The organism is Pseudomonas trutticola BRTCR10, from assembly GCF_056155105.1.
The window spans coordinates 1,037,214-1,055,641 of sequence record NZ_CM149552.1; the positions used below are offsets into that span (position 1 = coordinate 1,037,214).

16 protein-coding genes are annotated in these 18,428 nt (G+C 60.8%); 9 read left to right on the forward strand and 7 right to left on the reverse strand.

Annotation, left to right across the window (positions count from 1 at the left end; translation table 11 throughout):
- Positions 1 to 55 precede the first annotated feature (55 nt).
- Positions 56 to 997, forward strand: a complete 942-nt coding sequence (locus ACVVH8_RS04415; protein ID WP_103303132.1) for an AEC family transporter — start codon at positions 56 to 58, stop codon at positions 995 to 997.
- A gap of 135 nt (positions 998 to 1,132) precedes the next feature.
- Here ACVVH8_RS04415 and ACVVH8_RS04420 read toward each other — a convergent pair whose 3' ends face one another.
- The 6 genes from ACVVH8_RS04420 to gatC form a co-directional block, all read right to left on the reverse strand.
- Positions 1,133 to 1,513 (reverse strand): carboxymuconolactone decarboxylase family protein, encoded by a 381-nt coding sequence (locus ACVVH8_RS04420; RefSeq protein WP_011332452.1) that lies wholly within the window; start codon positions 1,511 to 1,513, stop codon positions 1,133 to 1,135.
- Positions 1,510 to 2,571 carry a calcium/sodium antiporter gene (locus ACVVH8_RS04425; RefSeq protein WP_103303287.1) on the reverse strand — a complete coding sequence of 354 codons (1,062 nt, stop codon included), beginning with the start codon at positions 2,569 to 2,571 and terminating at the stop codon, positions 1,510 to 1,512. The genes ACVVH8_RS04420 and ACVVH8_RS04425 overlap by 4 nt, the downstream gene beginning before the upstream one ends.
- Before the next feature lie 46 nt (positions 2,572 to 2,617).
- Positions 2,618 to 2,992, reverse strand: a complete 375-nt coding sequence (locus tag ACVVH8_RS04430; protein ID WP_103303131.1) for a septal ring lytic transglycosylase RlpA family protein — start codon at positions 2,990 to 2,992, stop codon at positions 2,618 to 2,620.
- Between the two features lie 145 nt (positions 2,993 to 3,137).
- Positions 3,138 to 4,583, reverse strand: a complete 1,446-nt coding sequence (gene gatB / locus ACVVH8_RS04435) for an Asp-tRNA(Asn)/Glu-tRNA(Gln) amidotransferase subunit GatB (RefSeq protein ID WP_475228735.1) — start codon at positions 4,581 to 4,583, stop codon at positions 3,138 to 3,140.
- Between the two features lie 10 nt (positions 4,584 to 4,593).
- Positions 4,594 to 6,045 (reverse strand): Asp-tRNA(Asn)/Glu-tRNA(Gln) amidotransferase subunit GatA, encoded by a 1,452-nt coding sequence (gatA, locus tag ACVVH8_RS04440; RefSeq protein ID WP_475228737.1) that lies wholly within the window; start codon positions 6,043 to 6,045, stop codon positions 4,594 to 4,596.
- 16 nt (positions 6,046 to 6,061) lie between these two features.
- Positions 6,062 to 6,349, reverse strand: coding sequence for an Asp-tRNA(Asn)/Glu-tRNA(Gln) amidotransferase subunit GatC (gene gatC, locus ACVVH8_RS04445; protein ID WP_007901429.1), 288 nt, complete (start codon positions 6,347 to 6,349; stop codon positions 6,062 to 6,064).
- A 211-nt stretch (positions 6,350 to 6,560) separates the two neighbouring features.
- On the opposite strand from gatC, the gene mreB reads away from it, so the two are divergent.
- From mreB to tldD, 8 genes are all read left to right on the forward strand, one after another.
- On the forward strand, positions 6,561 to 7,598 hold the full coding sequence (gene mreB / locus ACVVH8_RS04450; protein ID WP_002555108.1) for a rod shape-determining protein MreB: 1,038 nt from the start codon (positions 6,561 to 6,563) through the stop codon (positions 7,596 to 7,598).
- Positions 7,599 to 7,741: 143 nt separating this feature from the next.
- Positions 7,742 to 8,881, forward strand: coding sequence for a rod shape-determining protein MreC (gene mreC, locus ACVVH8_RS04455; protein ID WP_103303130.1), 1,140 nt, complete (start codon positions 7,742 to 7,744; stop codon positions 8,879 to 8,881).
- Positions 8,881 to 9,372 carry a rod shape-determining protein MreD gene (gene mreD / locus ACVVH8_RS04460; protein WP_103303129.1) on the forward strand — a complete coding sequence of 164 codons (492 nt, stop codon included), beginning with the start codon at positions 8,881 to 8,883 and terminating at the stop codon, positions 9,370 to 9,372. The genes mreC and mreD overlap by 1 nt, the downstream gene beginning before the upstream one ends.
- Positions 9,373 to 9,409: 37 nt before the next feature.
- Positions 9,410 to 10,006, forward strand: a complete 597-nt coding sequence (locus ACVVH8_RS04465) for a Maf family protein (protein ID WP_475228740.1) — start codon at positions 9,410 to 9,412, stop codon at positions 10,004 to 10,006.
- A 57-nt stretch (positions 10,007 to 10,063) separates the two neighbouring features.
- Complete coding sequence (gene rng, locus ACVVH8_RS04470) at positions 10,064 to 11,521, forward strand: ribonuclease G (protein WP_034154470.1); 1,458 nt, start codon at positions 10,064 to 10,066, stop codon at positions 11,519 to 11,521.
- A 75-nt stretch (positions 11,522 to 11,596) separates the two neighbouring features.
- On the forward strand, positions 11,597 to 15,403 hold the full coding sequence (locus ACVVH8_RS04475; RefSeq protein ID WP_475228742.1) for a YhdP family protein: 3,807 nt from the start codon (positions 11,597 to 11,599) through the stop codon (positions 15,401 to 15,403).
- Positions 15,404 to 15,461: 58 nt separating this feature from the next.
- Complete coding sequence (locus ACVVH8_RS04480) at positions 15,462 to 16,322, forward strand: carbon-nitrogen hydrolase family protein (protein WP_103303126.1); 861 nt, start codon at positions 15,462 to 15,464, stop codon at positions 16,320 to 16,322.
- A 3-nt stretch (positions 16,323 to 16,325) separates the two neighbouring features.
- Positions 16,326 to 17,768, forward strand: coding sequence for a metalloprotease TldD (tldD, locus tag ACVVH8_RS04485; RefSeq protein WP_034154473.1), 1,443 nt, complete (start codon positions 16,326 to 16,328; stop codon positions 17,766 to 17,768).
- Positions 17,769 to 17,819: 51 nt separating this feature from the next.
- Here tldD and yjgA read toward each other — a convergent pair whose 3' ends face one another.
- Positions 17,820 to 18,344 (reverse strand): ribosome biogenesis factor YjgA, encoded by a 525-nt coding sequence (gene yjgA, locus ACVVH8_RS04490; RefSeq protein ID WP_007915377.1) that lies wholly within the window; start codon positions 18,342 to 18,344, stop codon positions 17,820 to 17,822.
- Between the last annotated feature and the right edge of the window lie 84 nt (positions 18,345 to 18,428).

Genomic DNA, 18,428 nt, shown 5'->3' on the forward strand with positions numbered 1-18,428 from the left:
GTGAAAGTGGCTTATCATTAGCCCCCTAACGACGCTCACCCAAGGCTCCCCCGGCATGCTGGCAATTTTCCTCGAAACCCTGAACATCACCGCGCCGGTGTTTGCCATGCTGTTTCTCGGTGTGCTGCTCAAGCGCATCGACTGGATCAACGACAACTTCATCCACACGGCCTCGTCGCTGGTGTTCAACGTCAGCATGCCGGCGCTGCTGTTCCTCGGCATCCTCCACGCGGACCTGCACGCCGCGCTGCAACCGGCGCTGCTGATCTACTTCGCCGTCGCCACGCTGGCGAGTTTTGCCGTGGCCTGGGGCTGGGCGATTTTCCGCTGTCCGCGTGAGGATCGCGGCATCTACACCCAAGGCGCGTTTCGCGGCAACAACGGCGTGATCGGTCTGGCGCTGGCCGCGAGCATGTATGGCGATTACGGGATTTCCCTCGGCGCGATTCTCGCGGCACTGGTAATCCTGTTCTACAACACGCTGTCGACCATCGTGCTGGCGGTGTACAGCCCGGTGATCAAGTCCGATCCGTGGAGCATCTGCAAAAGTGTATTCAGCAATCCGTTGATCATCAGCGTGATCGCGGCGGCGCCGTTTGCCTACTTCAAAATCAGTCTGCCGGGCTGGCTGGAAACGTCCGGCCAGTATCTGGCGCAAACCACCTTGCCGCTCGCGCTGATCTGCATCGGCGGGACGCTATCGCTGGCGGCGCTGCGTCAGAGCGGCAACATGGCGCTCAGTTCGAGTCTGGTGAAGATGATCGGCCTGCCGGTGCTGGCGACCCTCGGCGCCTGGCTGTGCGGGTTTCGCGGGGCCGAGCTGGGGATTCTGTTTCTGTACTTCGGCAGCCCGACGGCAGCGGCCAGTTTTGTCATGGCCCGGGCGGCGCAGGGTAATCATGAACTGGCGGCGGCAATCATTGTGATCACCACGTTGATGGCGGCGATTACCACCAATGTCGGGATCTTTCTGTTGCAGTGGGGTGGGTGGATCTGACCGAAAGATTTTCGGCGATTTTTCCGGCCTCATCGCGGGCAAGCCCGCTCCCACAGGTTTTTCGGTTGTTAATCAAATTTCATCAACACCCAGATCCCTGTGGGAGCGGGCTTGCCCGCGATGAGGCCCGTAAAGTCACTCAGGTTTCTGGTAACTGTCGATCACTTCCTGCGCCGCCCGAAACGCATCGATCGCCGCCGGCACGCCGGCATACACCGCGCAATGCAGCAACGCCTCGCGAATCTCGTCCACCGTGCAACCGTTGTTCAACGCACCGCGCACATGGCCCTTCAACTCTTGCGGGCACTTCAACGCCGTCAGTGCGGCGAGGGTTATCAGGCTGCGGGTTTTCAGCGGCAGACCTTCGCGATTCCACACACCGCCCCAGGCATGTTCATTGACGAAATCCTGCAGCGGCTGGGTGAACTCGGTGGCGTTGCCCAATGCGCGATCAACAAATGCATCGCCCATTACCTGGCGGCGGACTTCAACCCCGGACTTCTTCGATTCGGTCATGGCACATCCCTCTTGTGGTGTTGGCGGCGCCAGGCGATGACTGACGTGAACAACAGAAACGTCAACAACGTCGGCAGCACATAAAACAGCATCAAGCGCTCAAGCTTGCCGGCCAGCGGCATGCCGGTGGTGAACGACACCACATGCAGGCCGTACGCTAGATACAAACCGAGCAGCAGCAAACCTTCGGCACGGGTCACGCGGTAGCCCGAATAGAACACCGGCAGGCACAACGCGGCGACGCCGAGCATCACTGGCAGGTCGAAATCCAGCGCATTGGGTGAAACCGACAAGGGCGTCGGCGCGATCAGCGCGGTGAAGCCCAGCACCCCGAGCAGGTTGAACAGATTGGCACCGATCACGTTACCCACCGCGATGTCCCGTTGCCCACGCAGTGCCGCGATCAGCGACGTGGCGAGCTCCGGCAGCGAAGTGCCGACGGCGACCACGGTCAGGCCGATGACGCGTTCCGACAATCCAAGGTCTGTGGCCACGGCAACCGCCGCACCGAGCAGCAGATGTCCTGCATAGACCAGCATTGCCAGACCGACAATGATCATCAGCACACTGCCGGGCCAGGACGCTTGTGCGGCTTCAGGGTGTTGCGAATGCGGTCGTGTCGAATGCCGCGACTGGCGTAGCAGCAAACCCAGATACAGCGCCAATGCACCCAGCAGCAGGACGCCATCGAAGCGCCCGAATTCTTCGTTCCAGGCCAGTACGAACACCAACAGGCTGGCGCCGATCATCAGCGGAATGTCGAGGCGCACCAGTTGCCGCGACACCCGCAAAGGGATGATCAGCGCCGACAGGCCAAGGGTCACGAGGATATTGAAGATGCTGCTGCCGATCACACTGCCGACGGCGATGTCTGGCGTATGTGCGTGTGCCGCTTGCAGGCTCACGGCCATTTGCGGTGCGCTGCTGCCGAAGGCCACGATGGTCAAACCGATGATCAATGGCCGCACATGCAAACGCGCAGCGAGGCGCACCGCCGCACGCACCATCAGTTCGGCGCCGGCGATCAGCAAGAGCAGACCGCCGAGCAATTCGATCAGGTTGATCAGCGGTATATCGGCTAGGGCGAAAATGGTCGGCGCTCCATCAGTCGTCGAGGGCCTGCACGCGAACCCGCGCGGTGCCGCTGTTGAGCATACCGAGTTGTTCGGCCGCTTCGCGTGAAACATCAATCAAGCGGCCACGGGTGTGCGGCCCGCGATCGTTGATGCGCACCACACAGGATTTGTCGTTTTTCAGATTGGTGACCTTCACCCGGGTGCCGAAGGGCAACTGGCGGTGGGCGGCGGTCAGGGAATGCTGGTTGAACGCTTCGCCACTGGCGGTGCGTTTACCGTGATGTCTGGCTCCGTAATAGGAGGCGACACCGCTCTGGTCGTAACCGTGCGGGTCGATGAGGTCATTGCTGGCGCAACCGGCCAGTAGAGAGAGCAGGGCGCAGCCAATGAGCAGACGCTTCATTCAAGTACTCCAAAGTGATCGTTCCCACGCTCCAGCGTGGGAATGCATCCCGTGACGCTCTGCGTCACACCGCAATGGACGCGGAGCGTCCGGGGCGGCATTCCCACGCAGAGCGTGGGAACGATCCCCGGGCGCGGGGCTAGAATCAGCCTTCGAGCTTGCTTTTCAGCAGTTCGTTCACTTGCTGCGGGTTAGCCTTGCCTTTGGAGGCTTTCATGGCCTGACCGACAAAGAAGCCGAACATCTTGCCGCGCTTGGCTTCATCAGCCGCACGGTACTGCTCGACCTGCTCGGCGTTGGCCGCGAGCATTTCGTCCAGCACTGCCGAGATCGCGCCGCTGTCGGTCACCTGCTTCAGACCGCGCTTCTCGATGATCTCGTCCGCGCTGCCTTCGCCGTTGGCCATCGCTTCGAACACCACTTTGGCGATCTTGCCGGAGATGGTGTTGTCCTTGATGCGCTGCAGCATGCCGCCCAACAGTTCTGCCGAAACCGGCGAGTCGTCGATGTCCAGGCCTTGCTTGTTGAGCAGGCTGCCCAACTCGACCATCACCCAGTTCGCCGCCAGTTTGGCGTCGCCGCCGATGGCTGCGACTTTCTCGAAGTAATCCGCTTGCTCACGGCTGGTGGCCAGCACGTTGGCGTCGTAGGCCGACAGACCGAACTGGCTCTGGAAGCGCTCGCGTTTCTGCGGTGGCAGTTCCGGCAGCGTGGCGCGCACTTCGCCAAGGAACGACTCTTCGATAACCACCGGCAGCAGGTCCGGATCGGGGAAGTAACGGTAGTCGTTGGCTTCCTCTTTCGAACGCATCGGACGGGTCTCGTCCTTGTTCGGATCGTACAGACGGGTCTGCTGGATCACTTTGCCGCCGTCTTCTATCAGCTCGATCTGACGCTGGATCTCGGAGTTGATCGCCTTCTCGATGAAACGGAACGAGTTGACGTTCTTGATCTCGCAGCGCGTGCCGAACTCAACCTGGCCTTTCGGACGGATCGACACGTTGCAGTCGCAACGCAGCGAGCCTTCGGCCATGTTGCCGTCGCAGATGCCCAGGTAACGCACCAGCGCGTGGATCGCCTTGACGTAAGCCACGGCTTCCTTGGCGCTGCGCATGTCCGGCTCGGAAACGATTTCCAGCAGCGGCGTGCCGGCACGGTTCAAGTCGATGCCGGTGGCACCGTTGAACTCTTCGTGCAGGCTCTTGCCGGCGTCTTCTTCCAGGTGCGCGCGGGTGATGCCGACACGTTTGACTGTGCCGTCTTCCAGCGCGATGTCCAGGTGGCCCTTGCCAACAATCGGCAATTCCATCTGGCTGATCTGGTAGCCCTTCGGCAGATCCGGGTAGAAGTAGTTTTTACGGGCGAACACGTTGTGCTGACCGATCTCGGCATCAATCGCCAGACCGAACATCACGGCCATCCGCACGGCTTCCTGGTTCAGCACCGGCAGAACACCGGGCATGCCCAGGTCGATCAGGCTGGCCTGGGTGTTCGGCTCGGAACCGAAGGTGGTGGAACTACCGGAAAAGATTTTCGACCGGGTAGTGAGCTGAGTGTGAATCTCCAGCCCGATCACGACTTCCCATTGCATGTGTGTCTCCTCAGAAGCCGGTTGGGGTGCGGGTGTGCCAGTCAGTGTTCAACTGATACTGGTGCGCAACGTTGAGCAAACGGCCTTCCTGGAAATACGGCGCGAGCAACTGCACGCCCACCGGCAGACCGTCGACAAAACCGGCCGGCATCGACAGGCCCGGCAGGCCCGCGAGGTTGGCGGTGATGGTGTAGACATCTTCCAGATAGGCAGCGACCGGGTCGCTGTTCTTGGCGCCGAGTTTCCAGGCCGGGTTCGGCGTGGTTGGGCCGAGAATGATGTCGACTTCATTAAAGGCAGCCATGAAGTCGTTCTTCACCAGGCGACGGATCTTCTGCGCTTTCAGGTAGTAGGCGTCGTAGTAACCGGCGGACAGCGCATAGGCACCAACCATGATCCGGCGCTGTACTTCCGGGCCGAAGCCTTCGCCACGGGAGCGTTTGTACAGGTCGATGAGGTCTTTCGGGTTCTCACAGCGATGGCCGAAACGCACGCCGTCGAAACGCGACAGGTTCGAGGAGGCTTCTGCCGGGGCAATCACGTAGTACGCAGGAATCGCGTGCTGCATGTTCGGCAGGCTGATTTCCTTGATCACGGCACCGAGCTTCTGCAGCTCTTTAATGCTGTTCTGGATCAGCTCGGCGATGCGCGGGTCGAGACCGGCGCTGAAGTATTCCTTCGGCACGCCGATGCGCAGGCCCTGCAGCGAATCGCCCAGGCTAGCGGAGTAATCCGGAACCGGCTCATCAATGCTGGTGGAGTCGTTCTGGTCGAAGCCAGCCATACCTTGCAACAAAATTGCGCAGTCTTCGGCCGTGCGCGCCAATGGACCGCCCTGATCGAGGCTGGAGGCGTAAGCGATCATGCCCCAGCGCGAAACACGACCGTAGGTCGGTTTCAGGCCAGTCAGGTTGGTGAATGCCGCTGGCTGACGGATCGAGCCACCAGTGTCGGTGGCAGTGGCCGCTGGCAACAGACGAGCGGCAACGGCCGCTGCCGAACCACCGGACGAGCCGCCCGGTACGTGTTCCAGGTTCCACGGGTTTTTCACCGCGCCGTACCAGCTGGACTCGTTGGCCGAACCCATGGCGAATTCGTCCATGTTGGTCTTGCCCAAAGTCACGGCACCGGCCGCAGCCAGCTTCGCGACCACGGTGGCGTCGTACGGGGCTTTGAAGTTGTCGAGCATCTTCGAGCCGCAGCTGGTGCGAATGCCCTGGGTGCAGAACAAGTCTTTGTGAGCGATCGGCGCGCCGAGCAGCGCGCCGCTCTCACCGTTGGCCCGGCGCACGTCGGCGGCTTTCGCCTGCTCGAGGGCCAGCTCTTCGGTGAGGCTGATGAAACTGTTGAGCTGCGGGTCGAGCTGGGTAATACGCGCCAGCAGGACTTTGGTCAGCTCTTCGGAGGAAAACTTTTTATCGGCGAGACCGCGGGCGATCTCGGCCAGAGTCATTTGATGCATTGCAGGCTCTTTCCCTTTAGTCGATGACTTTCGGAACCAGATACAGGCCGTTTTCGACCGCTGGTGCGATGGACTGATAGGCCTCGCGATGATTGGTCTCGGTCACAACGTCGGCGCGCAGGCGCTGACTGGCTTCCAGCGGGTGGGCCAAAGGCTCGATACCGTCGGTATTGACGGCCTGCATTTCGTCGACCAGCCCGAGAATGCTGTTGAGGGCGGAAGTAATGTGCGGAAGATCGGCATCATTAAGGCCAAGGCAGGCCAGATGAGCGATTTTTTCCACGTCGGAGCGTTCTAGCGCCATCGGGATTCTCCAGTGGAAAACAGAACGGACGGCGTCCGTGTGTTAGATTGTCGGAACACTACCGCACTTCTACGGTCATAAGGCCGCGATTGTGGGGCTTGGTGCACAGAAAAGCGGCCAATTTAACATATTGGCGCCTTGCCCAAAATCCCTGTCGTTGTTAGAGTTTGCCGCACTTTTTTACCCACGCGTTGCCTAGGGTCCCTTTCCCATGTTCAAGAAACTGCGTGGCATGTTTTCCAGCGATCTTTCCATTGACCTGGGCACTGCCAACACCCTTATTTACGTGCGCGAGCGCGGTATCGTCCTGAATGAGCCATCGGTTGTGGCCATTCGGACACACGGTAACCAGAAAAGTGTCGTCGCTGTCGGCACCGAGGCCAAGCGCATGCTCGGCCGTACGCCGGGCAACATTGCTGCCATTCGTCCGATGAAGGACGGCGTGATCGCCGACTTCAGCGTCTGCGAAAAGATGCTGCAATACTTTATTAACAAGGTTCACGAAAACAGCTTTCTGCAGCCTAGCCCTCGTGTGCTGATCTGCGTTCCATGCAAATCCACCCAGGTTGAGCGTCGTGCCATCCGTGAATCGGCCCTGGGTGCCGGTGCCCGTGAAGTGTTCCTGATCGAAGAGCCAATGGCGGCTGCGATCGGTGCCGGCCTGCCGGTAGAAGAAGCGCGCGGCTCGATGGTCGTGGATATCGGTGGTGGTACCACTGAAATCGCGCTGATCTCCCTGAACGGTGTGGTCTATGCCGAATCCGTGCGTGTTGGCGGCGACCGTTTCGACGAAGCGATCATCACCTACGTGCGTCGTAACTACGGCAGCCTGATCGGTGAATCCACCGCTGAGCGCATCAAGCAGGAAATCGGCACCGCCTACCCGGGCGGCGAAGTTCGCGAAGTCGACGTTCGCGGTCGCAACCTGGCCGAAGGCGTTCCACGCGCATTTACCCTGAACTCCAACGAAGTGCTGGAAGCTCTGCAAGAGTCCCTGGCAACGATCGTTCAGGCTGTAAAAAGCGCCCTGGAGCAATCGCCGCCGGAACTGGCTTCCGACATCGCCGAGCGTGGCCTGGTGCTGACCGGTGGTGGCGCGCTGTTGCGTGACCTCGACAAGTTGCTGGCTCAGGAAACCGGTCTGCCGGTGATCGTTGCCGAAGATCCGCTGACTTGCGTTGCTCGCGGCGGTGGCCGTGCATTGGAAATGATGGATAAGCACACCATGGATCTGCTCTCCAGCGAATAAGTGCTGGGTTGCAATACGTGGGTGAGCGCGCGCAGGCAGCACTTTGCAGTGCTGCCTGTTGGCGTTTATCTTCTGTCAGTCTTCATCCAGGCCGGTTTGATGCCGTATGAATAAACAGAACATTTGCCTGGGAGGAGCGGCTTATTAAACCGCTTTTCGCCAAGGGCCCTTCGTTGGGCGTCCGCCTGTTGGTGCTGGCCGTGTTGTCGGTTGCGCTGATGGTGGTCGATGCCCGCTTCAGTCTGCTCAAGCCTGCACGCAGCCAGATGTCGCTGGTGCTGATGGACGCCTACTGGATCACTGACCTGCCCGGTCGTTTGTGGGAAGGCGTTGCCAGTCAGTTCGGCAGTCGCACCGAGCTGGTCGCCGAAAACGAAAAACTCAAGACCGAGAACCTGCTGTTGCAGGGCCGCATGCAGAAGCTTGCCGCCCTCACCGAGCAGAACGTCCGGCTGCGCGAGTTGCTCAATTCCTCCGCGCTGGTCAACGAGAAGGTCGAAGTGGCCGAGTTGATCGGCATGGACCCCAACCCCTTCACCCATCGCATCATCATCAATAAAGGTGAGCGTGACGGCGTGGTCCTCGGTCAGCCGGTGCTTGATGCGCGCGGCCTGATGGGCCAGGTGGTCGAGTTGATGCCGTACACCTCCCGGGTGTTGCTGTTGACCGACACCACTCACAGCATTCCGGTACAGGTGAACCGTAACGGTCTGCGGGCGATTGCCAGCGGCACCGGCAACCCGGAACGTCTGGAGTTGCGTCACGTCGCCGATACCGCAGACATCAAGGAAGGCGATCTGCTGGTCAGCTCCGGTCTCGGCCAGCGCTTCCCGGCCGGTTACCCGGTGGCAACAGTCAAGGAAGTCATCCACGATTCCGGCCAGCCCTTCGCGATCGTTCGCGCCGTGCCGACCGCCGCGTTGAACCGCAGCCGTTATCTGCTGCTGGTGTTCAGCGACAATCGCACCGCCGAAGAGCGCGCCAACGCTGCCGCGCAAGCTCAGGAAAATCTTGATGCCTTTGGTGGCGGTCCGGTGATTCCGACCACCGTGCCTAAAGTTGTGACGCCACCGGCTGCCGCTACGCCTGCCGCCGCAGCCACTCCGGCTGCACCTGCCGCTAGCGCCACACCGGCCAAACCCGTTGCAAGCAAGCCAGCCGCCGCTGCAAAACCACCGGCAACCACTCCGGCGGCCGCCAAGCCTCCGGCTGCCCAGCCTGCTGCACGACCTGCGGCGAAACCGCCGGTCACCGCGCCTGCTACCACTGGGAGACAAGAATAATGGTCGGGGCTACCGCATCGCGAAACGGCTGGATCGTCTGGCTGACGTTTGCCATCGGCATGCTGCTCAGCGTCTCGCCGCTGCCGCAATTCATGGAAATCCTGCGCCCGCTGTGGCTCGCCTTGCTGCTGACTTTCTGGGCGCTGTACATGCCGCAGACGGTTGGCATGGTGACGGCGTTTTGCCTGGGCCTGGCGGAAGACGTGCTGTACGGCACGCTGCTTGGGCAGAACGCACTGATCCTGACACTGATCACCTTCCTGGTCCTGTCGTTGCAACAGCGTCTGCGCATGTTTCCGATCTGGCAGCAATGTCTGGTCATCCTGGTGATCTTCGGACTCGCGCAACTGGTGCAGTTGTGGCTCAGTGCCTTGACCGGCAATCGCCAGCCGACCCTGGCGCTGGTGCTGCCGGCACTGGTCAGCGCCTTGCTCTGGCCTTGGGTCAGCTTCGCTTTGCGTGGATTGCGCCGCCGCTACAAAATCAATTGATCCGGTGAAGCAGGGCACTGAACAGGGAGATGTTTTGATGAAGCCGCTTTACCTCGCCTCTGGATCGCCGCGTCGCCGTGAGTTGCTCACGCAGATTGGTGTGGCTTTTTCCGCCATCAGCGCGGACATCGATGAAACCCCACTTCCTGAAGAATCGCCATCGACCTATGTCGAACGCCTCGCGCGCGGCAAGGCCGAGGCCGGGCGACGCACGATCGTGTCCGACCAGGCATTCTGTGTGCTGGGCGCCGACACGGCGGTGGTGCTCGAAGGCAAAATTCTTGGCAAACCGGTGGACGAAGCCGATGCATGCGCCATGCTGATGATGTTGTCCGGCAAGGAGCATGAAGTGCTGACCGCGATTGCCGTGCTCGAAGGCGAGCGCTGCGAATCACGGGTAGTGCGCAGTCTGGTGCGGTTCCGCCCGATCAGCCGTGAAGAAGCGGCAGCCTATTGGGCCAGTGGCGAACCCCGGGACAAGGCCGGTGGCTATGGCATTCAGGGACTCGGCGCGGTGTTTGTCGCGGGCCTCAATGGCAGCTATTCGGCGGTGGTCGGCTTGCCTGTTTGCGAAACCGCAGAACTGTTGGGCCATTTCGGCATACCCTGTTGGCAAAACCTGAACGCGCAATAAGCGTCGTACGAACAAGATGCGGCCATTATCGTGAACATGCCTGAACGAGATCCTGCCATGAGTGAAGAGATTCTGATCAACATCACGCCGATGGAGTCGCGCGTGGCGGTGGTCGAAAACGGTGTGCTGCAAGAAGTCCATGTCGAGCGCACGCAAAAACGCGGGATCGTCGGCAACATCTATAAAGGCAAGATTGTCCGGGTGCTGCCGGGTATGCAGGCGGCGTTTGTCGACATCGGCCTTGATCGTGCGGCGTTCATTCACGCTGCCGAAATATCTCTGCGCGAAGGCCCAGCGGTGGAAAGCATCAGCGCGCTGGTGCACGAAGGTCAGAGTCTGGTAGTGCAAGTCACCAAGGATCCGATCGGTTCCAAAGGCGCACGGCTGACCACGCAGTTGTCGATCCCGTCGCGTTATCTGGTGTACATGCCGCGCACCGCCCACGTCGGCATATCCCTGAAAATCGAAGACGAAGCCGAGCGCGAACGCCTCAAGCAGGTCGTCAGCGATTGCGTGGCCAAAGAAGGCATCAAAGAGGCCGGCGGCTTTATTCTGCGTACCGCTGCCGAGGGCGCGGGAGCCGATGAAATCCTCATGGACATCCGCTACCTGCGGCGCCTGTGGGATCAGATCAACGAACAGATCAAGACCATTTCGGCGCCGAGCGTGATCTATGAAGACCTCGGTCTGGCCCTGCGCACATTGCGCGACCTGGTCAATCCGAAAATCGAGAAGATCCGCATCGATTCCCGGGAAACCTTCCAGAAAACCACGCAGTTCGTCGCCGAACTGATGCCGGAAATCGCCGATCGCCTGGAGCACTACCCCGGCGAGCGACCGATTTTTGATCTGTATGGTGTCGAAGACGAAATCCAGAAAGCCCTGGAACGCAAGGTGCCGCTGAAATCCGGTGGCTACCTGGTGGTCGATCCGGCAGAAGCCATGACCACCATCGACGTCAATACCGGGGCGTTCGTCGGTCATCGCAATCTTGAAGAAACCATTTTCAAAACCAATCTCGAGGCGGCAACCGCGATTGCCCGGCAGATGCGCCTGCGCAATCTGGGCGGGATCATCATCATCGACTTCATCGACATGGAAGATGAGGAGCACCAGCGCCAGGTGCTGCGTACGCTGGAGAAACAGCTGGAACGCGATCACGCCAAGACCAACATCATCGGCATCACCGAGTTGGGCCTGGTGCAGATGACTCGCAAGCGTACCCGCGAAAGCCTTGAACAAGTGCTGTGCGAGCCGTGCAGCAGTTGCCAGGGGCGCGGCAAGCTGAAAACCGCAGAAACCATCTGTTACGAGATTTTCCGCGAGATCCTTCGCGAGGCCCGGGCCTATCAGGCCGAGGGTTATCGCGTGTTGGCGAACCAGAAAGTTGTCGACCGGTTGCTGGATGAAGAGTCCGGTAACGTTGCCGAGCTTGAAGGGTTTATCGGGCGCACCATACGCTTCCAGGTGGAAACCATGTATTCCCAGGAACAATATGACGTGGTGTTGCTCTGATCACCTGCGTCATCTTTTTTCCACCGCGGCTGGCCTCAGCTTTTCGCAGTATTCATGCCATGGGAGCCAACTGACATGGACCGTCTGACACGCATTTTGGCCGCACTCACCCGCTGGGGGCTGGGCCTGTGCGCGTTGGTTCTGGTGTTGATGGCGTTGTACGTCAGTCTGGGGCGCGAGCTGACCCCGCTGGTGGCCGAATACCGCGCCGAAATTGAAGACAAGGCCAGTGCCGCCCTCGGCATGCCGTTGCAGATCGGTGAACTGGAAGGTAACTGGAGCGGTTTTGCACCAATCCTGCTGGCCCATGACGTCATGGTCGGTGATGGCGCCAATGCTTTGCGTCTGGATCAGGTGCGTGTCGTGCCGGATCTGTGGTCCAGCTTGTTGGCTCGTGAAGTACGCATTGCCCATCTGGAACTCAATGGCCTGAAAATCAGCCTCAAGGAAGCCGAGGATGGCAGTTGGGCGCTGGAGGGGCTGCCGGTGCAGAAGGACCAGCCGCTCGATCCGGAGCAGCTGTTCAATCGCTCGCAAATGATTCAGCAACTGTCGGTGCTCGACAGTCAGGTGACTTTGCAGCCGCTGGATCACCCGGCGATGACGCTCACTTATGTCGGCCTCAATCTGAAAACCGGTGCCAGTCGTCAACGTCTCGACGCGCGTTTGACCCTGCCCGACGGCCAACCCGTTGCGCTGAATCTGCGCACCCGAATTCGCCCCAAGCAGTGGCAGGACAGCTCAGTGGAGGGCTACGCCAGCCTGCCGCAAAGTGATTGGTCAAAGTGGCTGCCGGAACGCCTGACCCAACAATGGAATTTCTCCGAGATCAAGGCCGGCGGCGAGCTGTGGGTGAACTGGTCTGACGGTGCGCTGCAAAGCGCGGCGCTGCGCCTGAATGCACCGCAACTGACCGGCGCCTACGGCGAGCGCAAGCCGATCCAGATCAACAATCTGGCGCTCAACGCCTACTACGAGAACAGCGCCAATGGCGTGAAAGTCACCCTTGATTCGCTGGCGATGAACTTTGGCGACACCCGCTGGGAGTCGCGAGTCCAGGTGCAGCAGACCCTCGCCACCGACAAGGCCGACGAACTCTGGCATTTGCAGGCGGATCGTCTCGACCTGACGCCGATTACGCCGCTGCTCAATGCATTGGGGCCGTTGCCGCAGGGGTTTGCCACAGCGGTCGAGCGTCTGAAGGTCACTGGCGGTTTGCGCAACGTGTTGCTGGACTTCCGTCCGAGCGCCACGGATGGCAGCAAATTCGGCTTCGCGGCCAACCTCGACAATGTCGGTTTCGATGCCTACCACGGCGCCCCGGCGGCACGAAATGTCAGCGGTAGCCTGACAGGCAATCTCGACGGCGGCGAGTTACGCATGGACAGCAAGGACTTTGTCCTGCACCTCGATCCGATCTTCGCCAAGCCATGGCAGTACATTCAGGCCAACGCCCGGTTGACCTGGAAACTCGATAAAGACGGCTTCACCCTGATCGCGCCGTATCTGAAAGTGCTGGGCGAGGAGGGCAAGATTGCCGGTGACTTCCTGATCCGCCTGCATTTCGACCACAGCCAGGAAGACTACATGGACCTGCGCGTCGGCCTGCTCGATGGCGACGGACGCTACACCGCCAAGTACTTGCCCCAGGTGTTGAGCCCGGCGCTGGATGAATGGTTGCGCACCGCCATCCTTCAGGGGGCCGTGGATCAGGGCTTCTTCCAGTATCAGGGTTCGCTGAGCAAAAACGCCGGGGAAGCGGATCGCAGTATCAGTCTGTTCTTCAAGGTGCATGACGCCGAACTGGCCTTCCAGCCAGGCTGGCCGCACGTGAGCAAGGTCAGCGGCGATGTATTCATCGAGGACAGCGGCGTACGGATTCTGGCCAGCAAGGGCCAATTGCTCGATACCCAAGTCAGCGATGTTTTCGTCAACATTCCCCATGTGCCGGCCGGGCAACATACACATATGTATCTCGACGGCGGGTTTGCCGGCGGTCTCGGTGATGGCCTGAAAATTCTTCAGGATGCACCGATCGGCACGGGCGAAACCTTTGCCGGCTGGGAAGGCGCGGGTGATCTGCAAGGCAAACTGAAACTGGACATCCCGCTGGACAAGGGCGGTGACCAGCCGAAGATCGTTGTCGACTTCAAGACCGCCAATGCGCGGCTGAAACTGGCCGAGCCGAAACTGGAATTGACCCAGCTCAAAGGTGATTTCCGCTTCGACAGTGCCAAGGGCCTGAGCGGGCAGAACATCGCTGCCCGAGCATTCGACAAACCGGTCACCGCGCAAATCTTCGCTGACGGCAGCGCTAACAAACTCAAGACCCGAGTGGCGGCATCGGGCCAGGTCGAAGTGAAGAAACTCACCGACTGGCTCGGCGTGACCCAGCCGCTGCCGGTGTCCGGGACGATTCCCTACCAGTTGCAGTTGAACCTGGACGGCGCCGACAGTCAGTTGATGGTCAGTTCCAGCATGAAAGGGGTGGCTGTCGATCTGCCGGCGCCGTTCGGCATGGCGGCGGATGTCGGGCGCGACACGATATTTCGCATGACCCTGCAGGGACAGGAGCGGCGTTACTGGGTCAATTACGATCAACTGGCAAATTTCACCTTCGCGGCGCCGCCAAGCAATTTCGCCGACGGTCGTGGTGAGTTGTTCCTCGGTGCCGGTGAAGCCGTGTTGCCTGGCAACAAAGGCTTGCGCATTCGTGGTGTGTTGTCGGAACTGGACGTCGCGCCGTGGCAGGCTCTGGTCAACAAATATGCCGGACAGGACCCGGGCGGCAGTGCCAAGCAACTGTTGAGCAGTGCCGACTTCAAGGTCGGCAAGCTCACCGCATTCGGCACCACGCTGGATCAGGCTTCGGTCCAGTTGAATCGCAAACCGGGGGCGTGGAATCTGGCGCTCGATAGCCAGCAGGCCAAAGGTACGGCCAGCCTGCCGGACGCGAAGAGCGCGCCGATTGTGGTGAATCTGCAATCCGTGCGACTGCCGGCGCCGGATCCGACGGTGCAGGCCGACGAGAATTCGCCTGACCCGTTGGTGTCGGTCGATCCGACAAAAATCCCGGCGCTGGATATCACCATCAACCAGTTGTTCCTGGGCCAGGATCTGGTCGGTGGCTGGTCACTCAAGGTCCGGCCGACCGCCAAAGGCATTGCCCTGAACAACCTCGATATGGGCCTCAAAGGCATCCTGTTGCAGGGCAACGGCGGCTGGGAAGGCGCGCCGGGTGCGACCAATAGCTGGTTCAAAGGGCGGATTGGCGGCAAGAACCTCGCCGATGTGCTCAAGGGTTGGGGCTTTGCGCCGAGCGTGACCAGCGAAGAATTCCATATGGACGTCGATGGCCGCTGGCCGGGCTCGCCGGCATGGCTGGCGACCAAGCGCTTCTCCGGGACCCTCGATGCCTCGCTGAGCAAAGGCCAGTTTGTTGAGGTGGAAGGTGGAGCGCAGGCATTGCGGGTGTTTGGTCTGCTCAACTTCAATTCCATCGGCCGCCGGTTGCGCCTGGACTTCTCCGATCTGTTTGGCAAAGGCTTGAGCTACGACCGGGTCAAAGGTTTGCTGGTGGCCAACAACGGCGTTTACGTCACGCGCGAACCAATCCGCCTGACCGGGCCGTCGAGCAATCTGGAACTGGACGGCACACTGGACCTGGTCGGCGATCAGGTCGACGCCAAATTGCTGGTGACATTGCCGGTGACCAACAACCTGCCGATTGCTGCGCTGATTGTTGGCGCTCCGGCGGTAGGCGGCGCGTTGTTCCTGATCGACAAGCTGATCGGTGACCGTGTGGCGCGCTTCGCCAGTGTGAAATACACCGTCAAAGGCCCATGGAAAGAGCCGAAAATCACCTTCGACAAGCCTTTTTGAACAGCCAGCCCCTGAACCGATGGAGTAGCATGGCCGCATATCTCTTGCGGAGTTCGCTATGTCTTTAGCGGTGATTCAAATGGTCAGCCAGAGCGATGTGCTGGCCAATCTGGCTCAGGCCCGGCGCCTGCTTGAACAAGCGGCAGCGAGCGGCGCGAAGCTGGCCGTGTTGCCGGAAAACTTCGCCGCCATGGGTCGTCGCGACATCGCCGCCATCGGCCGTGCCGAGGCCCTTGGCGAAGGCCCGATCCTGCCATGGTTGAAACAGACCGCCCGCGACCTCAGGTTATGGATAGTCGCCGGCACATTGCCGTTGCCGCCGGTCGATCAACCCGACGCCAAGTCGCACGCCTGTTCGCTGCTGGTCAACGATCAGGGCGAAACCGTTGCGCGATATGACAAGCTGCACTTGTTCGATGTCGATGTAGCGGACAATCGCGGCCGTTACCGCGAATCCGATGACTATGCTTATGGCAGTGGTGTGGTCGTGGCGGACACCCCGGTGGGCAAAGTCGGTCTGACCGTGTGTTATGACCTGCGCTTTCCGGAGCTGTATAGCGAATTGCGCGCTGCCGGTGCCGAGTTGATTACCGCTCCGTCGGCGTTTACCGCGGTAACGGGCGCGGCGCATTGGGACGTACTGATCCGCGCGCGGGCCATCGAGACTCAGTGTTATGTGTTGGCGGCAGCACAGGGCGGCACCCATCCGGGACCGCGAGAAACCTTCGGGCATGCGGCGATCGTCGACCCGTGGGGGCGCGTGCTGGCGCATCAGGATCAAGGCGAAGCGGTGTTGTTGGCCGAACGCGATAGCGATGAACAAGCGTCCATCAGGGCGCGGATGCCGGTGACGAGTCATCGGCGGTTTTTCTCGCAGGGCGCACAGCGACCTGCCTCAGAACATGAATTTAAGGCCTAAACCATGAGCGAGTTGTTGTCCTCAGTCAGTGATCACCTTTTGGCGCCCGGCGGCGTGACGATCGAGAGCCTGCAAGGCGTGCTCGGCGATCTGGCGGGCCCGGGCATCGATGCCGCCGACTTGTATTTCCAGGGCCAGATCTCCGAGTCCTGGGCGTTGGAAGACGGCATCGTCAAGGAAGGCAGCTTCAACCTCGACCAGGGTGTCGGTGTGCGTGCTCAGTCCGGTGAAAAAACCGGTTTTGCCTACAGTAATGCGATCACCCTCGAAGCCTTGGGCGCCGCGGCGCGTGCGGCGCGCTCGATCTCCCGGGCCGGGCAGAACGGCACCGTGCAGGCATTCACCACGCAGGACGTCGCGCAGTTGTACGCGCCGGACAACCCGCTGGAAGTGCTGAGCCGTGCCGAGAAAGTCGAACTGCTCAAGCGCATCGATGTCGCCACTCGCGCACTTGATCCGCGTATTCAGCAGGTTAGCGTGAGCATGGCCGGCGTCTGGGAGCGAATTCTGGTGGCGTCCACCGACGGTGGCCTGGCGGCGGACGTGCGACCGCTGGTGCGCTTCAATGTCAGCGTCATCGTTGAACAGAATGGCCGTCGCGAGCGCGGCGGGCATGGCGGCGGCGGGCGTACCGATTACCGTTATTTCCTCGCCGAAGACCGTGCCATGGGCTACGCCCGTGAAGCGTTGCGTCAGGCGCTGGTGAACCTCGAAGCGATTCCGGCGCCGGCCGGTACCTTGCCGGTGGTGTTGGGTTCAGGCTGGTCGGGCGTGCTGCTGCACGAAGCGGTCGGTCATGGTCTGGAAGGCGACTTCAACCGCAAGGGCAGTTCGGCCTACAGCGGGCGCATGGGCGAAATGGTTGCCTCGAAGCTTTGCACCATCGTCGATGACGGCACCCTTAGTGGTCGTCGCGGCTCGCTGAGTGTCGACGACGAAGGCACGCCGACCGAGTGCACCACGCTGATTGAAAACGGCGTCCTCAAGGGTTACATGCAGGACAAGCTCAACGCGCGTCTGATGGGCGTGGCCCGTACCGGTAACGGTCGCCGTGAATCCTACGCGCATCTGCCGATGCCGCGCATGACCAACACCTACATGCTGGGTGGCGAAAGCGATCCGGCGGAAATCATCGCTTCGGTGAAGAAGGGCATCTACTGCGCCAACCTTGGTGGCGGTCAGGTCGACATCACCAGCGGCAAGTTCGTGTTCTCCACCAGCGAGGCGTACCTGATCGAAGATGGCAAGATCACTGCGCCGGTCAAAGGCGCGACGTTGATCGGCAACGGCCCCGAGGCGATGAGCCGGGTGTCGATGGTTGGTAACGATCTGGCGCTGGACAGCGGCGTGGGCACGTGTGGCAAGGATGGGCAGTCGGTACCGGTGGGTGTTGGCCAGCCGACGCTGAAAATCGATGCGATCACCGTGGGTGGCACGGGCGCATAAGGAAAGGTGAAACTGCGGGTGGCGCACAGGGCGACCACCCGGTGACGAATATCAACGCAGTCCGCGTTGAGTCTCGTCCAGTTCACGGATGTACTTGAAGATCTTGCGGCTGGAAGCAGGAGGTTTGTTTTGCGCAACCTCATGCTGAGCCTGACGGATCAGGGACCGCAGTTGCTGGCGATCGGCGTCCGGGTACTCGACGACGAATTTTTCCAGCACGGCATCGTCGCCTGCGATCAGGCGATCACGCCAGCGTTCGAGATTGTGGAAACGCTCGTTGTACTGACGAGTCGAGGCATCGAGTTGATCGAGCAACGTGAGAATCGCGTCAGTGTCCTGATCGCGCATCAGTTTGCCGATGAACTGCAAGTGCCGTTTACGCGCGATGTTCGCGGTGTGCTTGGGCGCATCGGCCAGGGCCCGGCGCATAGCGTCGGTCAACGGCAGTTTAGCGATCAAGTCGGGCTTGAGTGTGGTCAGGCGCTCGCCGAGGTCAACCAGAGCATGCAGCTCGCGTTTGACCTGAGATTTGCTTTTTTCTCCCGTATCGAGGGAGTCGTCGTAAGAATCAACCATGGGTGGCAGTCCGCAAAGAAACGCCGCCATGATAACCAGTCGGGGGCCGCTTGTCCGGCCCGGTCGCTCGATGACCCCAGCCGA

Bases quoted from the DNA above. Each gene is read 5' to 3' on its own strand.
- ACVVH8_RS04415 (WP_103303132.1), top strand. From the start codon at position 56: ATGCTGGCAATTTTCCTCGAAACCCTGAACATCACCGCGCCGGTGTTT.
- gatC (WP_007901429.1), bottom strand. From the start codon at position 6,349: ATGGCGCTAGAACGCTCCGACGTGGAAAAAATCGCTCATCTGGCCTGC.
- tldD (WP_034154473.1), top strand. From the start codon at position 16,326: ATGAGCGAGTTGTTGTCCTCAGTCAGTGATCACCTTTTGGCGCCCGGC.
- mreD (WP_103303129.1), top strand. From the start codon at position 8,881: ATGGTCGGGGCTACCGCATCGCGAAACGGCTGGATCGTCTGGCTGACG.
- ACVVH8_RS04430 (WP_103303131.1), bottom strand. From the start codon at position 2,992: ATGAAGCGTCTGCTCATTGGCTGCGCCCTGCTCTCTCTACTGGCCGGT.
- rng (WP_034154470.1), top strand. From the start codon at position 10,064: ATGAGTGAAGAGATTCTGATCAACATCACGCCGATGGAGTCGCGCGTG.
- yjgA (WP_007915377.1), bottom strand. From the start codon at position 18,344: ATGGTTGATTCTTACGACGACTCCCTCGATACGGGAGAAAAAAGCAAA.
- ACVVH8_RS04480 (WP_103303126.1), top strand. From the start codon at position 15,462: ATGTCTTTAGCGGTGATTCAAATGGTCAGCCAGAGCGATGTGCTGGCC.
- ACVVH8_RS04465 (WP_475228740.1), top strand. From the start codon at position 9,410: ATGAAGCCGCTTTACCTCGCCTCTGGATCGCCGCGTCGCCGTGAGTTG.
- gatA (WP_475228737.1), bottom strand. From the start codon at position 6,045: ATGCATCAAATGACTCTGGCCGAGATCGCCCGCGGTCTCGCCGATAAA.
- mreB (WP_002555108.1), top strand. From the start codon at position 6,561: ATGTTCAAGAAACTGCGTGGCATGTTTTCCAGCGATCTTTCCATTGAC.
- ACVVH8_RS04475 (WP_475228742.1), top strand. From the start codon at position 11,597: ATGGACCGTCTGACACGCATTTTGGCCGCACTCACCCGCTGGGGGCTG.
- gatB (WP_475228735.1), bottom strand. From the start codon at position 4,583: ATGCAATGGGAAGTCGTGATCGGGCTGGAGATTCACACTCAGCTCACT.
- ACVVH8_RS04420 (WP_011332452.1), bottom strand. From the start codon at position 1,513: ATGACCGAATCGAAGAAGTCCGGGGTTGAAGTCCGCCGCCAGGTAATG.